The following is a 4,757-nucleotide window of genomic DNA, read 5'->3' on the forward strand; positions in this document are numbered from 1 at the left end:
GTGATGTCCCACGAAGAGTGTCTGGTTGGCCTGATGATCAAGGACGCAACGCTGTTTCCGTCGCCACTGAACTATGCGGCGACGTGGAATCCGCGTCTGGTCGGAGAGGTCGGGGAAATCATTGGCGAGCAGGCGCGCTCGATCGGTTGCCATCAAGGTCTCGCGCCTGTGCTGGACGTGTCGCGCGATCCCCGCTGGGGACGCACGGAAGAGACGCTCGGCGAAGATCCGTATCTGGTCGGCGTGCTCGCATCTCGCTACGTCAAGGGGGTGCAAGGAGAACGGCGTGACGTGCTCGCGACGCTCAAGCATTTTGTCGCGCATTCGGCAAGCGAAGGCGCGCGCAACCACGCGCCCGTTCACGTCGGCCCGCGCGAGCTCAACGACGTCTTCATGCTGCCGTTCGAGATGGCGGTCAAGCTTGCGAATGCCGGTTCCATCATGCCGGCCTACCACGATATAGATGGCGTGCCCTGCCATGCGGACCGCAAGTTGCTTCACGAGACCCTGCGCGAAAAGTGGGGCTTCGACGGGTTGATTGTCGCGGACTATGCAGCCGTGGATTTGCTCTACAGTCATCACGGCATCGCACGCGACAGCGCAGCGGCGGCAGCACTGGCGTTCAATGCCGGACTCGACATCGAGTTGCCCGGACACGAATGCGCGCTGCACCTGAAAGAAGCGCTGGAACGCGGTGAGATCAGCGCGGAGACAATCGACGCCGCTGTATCGCGAGTGTTGCGCATGAAGTTCCGTATCGGCCTGTTCGAAAATCCCTATGCCGATCCGGACCGGGTCGATCTGCGAAGCGAAGCGGCCGGCGACGCCGCATACCAGGTGGCTCTCGAATCGGCCGTACTCCTGCGCAATGAAGGCGGCGTGTTGCCACTGGACGTCAAAGGGGCCGTCAACGGCAAGGTCGCGGTCATCGGACCGACCGCCGACGATCCGTTGGCGCTGTTGGCAGGCTACAGTTTCCCGGTGCACCTGATCAATGCCGGCGAGCAGTCGGGCGCGTCGATGGAGACGCCGCTGCAGACGCTGCGCTCGTTGCTCGGTGAGGAGCGGGTTATCTATGCGCGCGGCTGCGACATCATTACGGAGCGGCGTGCGGGCGCGCCGGTGTTTCCCGGCGACGTGTCGCTCGAGGTCATGGCAGATGCAAACCGCGACAACCTGATCAGCCAGGACACAGGACGCATCGCGGCTGCCGTCGATGCAGCGCGCCAGGCCACCGTCGCGCTCGTCTTCGTCGGCGATCTGGCAGGGCTGTTCCAGTCCGGCACGGTGGGCGAAGGCTCGGACACCGATAGCCTGAGTCTTCCCGGCGTGCAGCAGGCATTGCTTGCTGCCGTAGTGGATAGCGGCACGCCGACGGTGGTCGTCATGACCGGCGGCCGTCCGTATAACCTGGGGGGTCTGGAGGACCGGATCGCCGCGCTGGTCATGGCCTTCGCGCCGGGCGAGCGGGGCGCCGAAGCACTCGGCGATCTTCTGGTGGGCCGCGCGAATTTCACGGGCCGCCTGCCGCTGTCCGTGCCGAAGAGTGCAGGAGCCGTCCCTTATACGTACAATCACCGGCTGAAGAGCGCGGGCACCCCGGTCGCCTACCATTTTGGTTCCCGCTACCCGTTCGGTTTTGGACTGAGCTATACCCAGTTCCGCTACGCGAGTCTGAGCGTCGCGCGGCGTGAAGCGCCGATCGGGGACGGGACCTTCGAATTTACCTTCACGGTCGAGAACGTCGGTCCGCGCGAAGGGTGCGAAATCGTACAGATTTATGTGCGCGACAGGCTTGCGTCGTCGTCGAGGCCCGTGCGTGAATTGAAGGCCTTCGCACGGGTGCCGCTGGCGGCTGATGCCACGGCTCGGGTTCGCGTGAAGATTCCGGTCGATATGCTCAATTTCACCGATGAGCGAGGGGAGCGCATCGTTGAGGCGGGCGAATTCGATCTGATGGTTGGAAGTTCGAGTCGCAACATCCTCCTGAGTGACACGCTGATTGTCACGGGGGACGCCGTGAGAACACTCGAACGCGACTGGCGCATGTTGAGCGAAGTCGAGATACTGCCGTAACTGGATTGTCGGGGGCGCGCCAGCCGAAAACGGCAGGACGCCCTGTATTTGTTCTCATACTCGTAACAAGTGGACTATCGAATGTCGTACGCAATCTATCCTAGCCTCTCTGGAAAAACCGTTGTTATCACGGGTGGTGGCAGCGGCATCGGCGCCGCGATGGTCGAGGCATTCGCACGGCAAGGTGCGCGGGTTTTTTTCCTTGATGTCGCGGTCGAGGATTCGCTCGCGTTGCAGGAATCGCTGCGCGACGCGAGCCATCCGCCATTGTTTCGACGCTGCGATCTGCGCAGCGCCGACGCGATACAAAGCACCTTTTCCGAAATCGTCGATATCGCCGGACCGATTGAAGTCCTGGTCAACAATGCAGGCAATGACGAGCGGCACGAAATTGACGCAGTCACGCCGACGTATTGGGACGACCGCATAGCAGTTAACCTGAAGCACTATTTCTTTTGCGCTCAGGCCGCAGCGGCCGGCATGCGCAAGAACGGTCGGGGTGTGGTCCTTAACCTGGGCTCGATCTCCTGGCATCTGGCCTTGCCAAACCTCTCCCTGTATATGAGCGCGAAGGCCGGCATTGAGGGGCTGACGCGCGGACTCGCGCGCGACCTCGGAGAGGCCGGCATACGCGTGAACTGCATTATCCCGGGGGCGGTCAGGACGCCCCGTCAGATGCAACTCTGGCAATCACCTGAGAGCGAAGCCAAGGTCGTCGCGAGCCAATGTCTACGCTTGCGTATCGAACCCGAGCACGTCGCCCGGATGGCGCTGTTTCTCGCGTCCGACGACGCGGCCCGTTGCTCTGGCCGCGACTATTTCGTCGACGCCGGGTGGTACGGCGAATGAAAACCAGCACCCCTGTCTGCGTATGGCCGGTCGGCGCCGAACTAGCGGAAGGTCCCCTGTGGCAGGCGGAGGAGAACGCGGTCTACTTCGTCGACATCAAGGGCCGCAATATCCATCGTCTGTCGATTGCCACGGGACTGAAAGAGACGTGGCCGGCGCCCGCGCAGCCCGGCTTTGTCGCGCCGCTTGGCGACGGTCGCTTCGTCTGTGGCCTGCCGGACGGTCTGTACCGGTTCGACGCTGGGACCGGCCAATTCAGCATACTGAAGGAGGTCGAAGCGCACCTGCCAGGCAACCGGCTCAATGATGGATTCGTCGACGCCAGCGGTCACCTGTGGTTCGGGTCAATGGACGACGCCGAGGAGCAGCCGACCGGCTCGCTGTATCGTGCGAGCAATGACGGTGAGTTGGCGGTTCAGGACAGTGGATATGTGATCACGAACGGACCGGCGATGAGCCCGGACGGTCGCACGCTCTACCACAACGACACTTTGCGGCGCGTAGTGTATGCATTCGAAGTGAGTGAAGACGGCACGTTGTCGGGCAAACGCACGTTCGCCTCCATTACCGGCGACGGTTATCCGGATGGAATGGCGGTCGATGCCGACGGCTTCGTATGGGTTGCGCTTTTTGGCGGATGGCGTATCGAACGGTTCTCGCCCGACGGCAAGTTCGTGGAACAGGTGCCGTTTCCTTGCGCCAATATTACGAAGCTTGCATTTGGCGGAGACGATCTACGGACTGCTTACGTCTCGACAGCATGGAAGGGTCTGTCGCAGGAAGAGCGTCTGAAGCAGCCGCTTGCCGGCGGATTGTTTTCGTTTCGCTCGCCGACGCCCGGTCAGCCCCAGGCGCATTGCACCAAGGGCTTCTCGCAATAACGGTCCTGACGCGCAGGCCGCTCGTCCGATGTTTGTTCCGGACGAGCGTGCCTCGCGTCAGGTATTCGATTACGTCGATTACGCGACGCGTCCGTAGGACCTCACTGCCCACGGGTAAGCCAATTGTCGACCCCCGTGACGCCGGCGACACTCGTCGCGGCTCTCTGGGCCTTCCCGACTTGGTCGAACCCGTTGTCAACCCATCCAACGAGGGTTACCTGGCCGGATCGGGTCAGGACCATGACGTGAGACATGTTCACGCCACCCAGCGCCTCCGCTTTGCGTACCTGGTAGGCAAGCTGGCCGTCGTCGGCGTGCGCCGCGGGAATCATCGAACAAGAAAACGCCACTGCGAGAATCGAAGCAAGTGCAGCTTTCATACAACCTCCATGCAGACAAGGGAACGTGCCGGGATTTCCGGCGCCCGCACAGACGAAAGAGACGCGTGGTCGGTGCGTAGTAGTACGTCATACCAATTCAATTAGAGGCCGCTGACGAAGTGGCCGCAGGCCCGTGTTTTTGGCAGCGGTCCGGACCGACGTTGACGTGACTTATTAACAGGGTAGAACAAAATAAAATAAAACATAGGGAGATGCCCTGACGACCGCCACCGCGACTTGCGCGCGTGCGCAGAGCAGAACCCGCGACTGGCACGCCCTTTGCCGCAGTCGAAAAGCACCCGCAATTGACAGAAGAAACAACGCCCCGACCTCCGTGAAAAGGTCGGGGCGTTCTGTTTGTGTTTCTTGTGTTTCTTAAGCTCAGCAGCCGCGTCTTCAGTCGCTGGCGTGTCCTAGCATGTTCTTCGGAATCAGCAGGATGAGCCCACAACTCACAAGCAGGCACGCACCCAGCGCGTAAGTGCCGTTGTTGATGTTGCCGGTCCACTGCTTGGCCACCCCGGTAATCATCGAGCCCGTAAAACCGGAGAGATTGCCGACCGAGTTGATG

4 protein-coding genes and 1 pseudogene are annotated in these 4,757 nt (G+C 61.6%); 3 read left to right on the top strand and 2 right to left on the bottom strand.

The window, feature by feature from the left end; genetic code table 11:
* The 3 genes from WCA53_RS32595 to WCA53_RS32605 all read left to right on the top strand — a co-directional run.
* On the top strand, positions 1-2,076 hold a 2,076-nt coding region (locus WCA53_RS32595), incomplete at its 5' end, for a glycoside hydrolase family 3 N-terminal domain-containing protein (RefSeq protein ID WP_423921625.1).
* Between the two features lie 81 nt (positions 2,077-2,157).
* The gene (locus WCA53_RS32600) at positions 2,158-2,925 is read left to right on the top strand and encodes an SDR family NAD(P)-dependent oxidoreductase (protein ID WP_423921628.1); all 768 of its coding nucleotides are present in this window, start codon (positions 2,158-2,160) and stop codon (positions 2,923-2,925) included.
* Positions 2,922-3,806 carry an SMP-30/gluconolactonase/LRE family protein gene (locus WCA53_RS32605; protein ID WP_423921631.1) on the top strand — a complete coding sequence of 295 codons (885 nt, stop codon included), beginning with the start codon at positions 2,922-2,924 and terminating at the stop codon, positions 3,804-3,806. Before WCA53_RS32600 ends, WCA53_RS32605 begins: the two co-directional genes overlap by 4 nt.
* Before the next feature lie 101 nt (positions 3,807-3,907).
* On the opposite strand, the gene WCA53_RS32610 is transcribed toward WCA53_RS32605, so the two are convergent.
* Entirely contained in the window at positions 3,908-4,186 is a 279-nt protein-coding gene (locus WCA53_RS32610) for a BON domain-containing protein (protein WP_423921634.1), read from the bottom strand.
* A gap of 396 nt (positions 4,187-4,582) precedes the next feature.
* Positions 4,583-4,757 (bottom strand): annotated as a pseudogene (locus WCA53_RS32615) (MFS transporter); the annotation flags it as partial.

Source organism: Caballeronia sp. (assembly GCF_049581465.1).
Classification (GTDB): domain Bacteria; phylum Pseudomonadota; class Gammaproteobacteria; order Burkholderiales; family Burkholderiaceae; genus Caballeronia.

Excerpts from the sequence above, each read along its gene's own strand:
- WCA53_RS32600 (WP_423921628.1), top strand. The coding sequence starts at position 2,158 with ATGTCGTACGCAATCTATCCTAGCCTCTCTGGAAAAACCGTTGTTATC.
- WCA53_RS32605 (WP_423921631.1), top strand. The coding sequence starts at position 2,922 with ATGAAAACCAGCACCCCTGTCTGCGTATGGCCGGTCGGCGCCGAACTA.
- WCA53_RS32610 (WP_423921634.1), bottom strand. The coding sequence starts at position 4,186 with ATGAAAGCTGCACTTGCTTCGATTCTCGCAGTGGCGTTTTCTTGTTCG.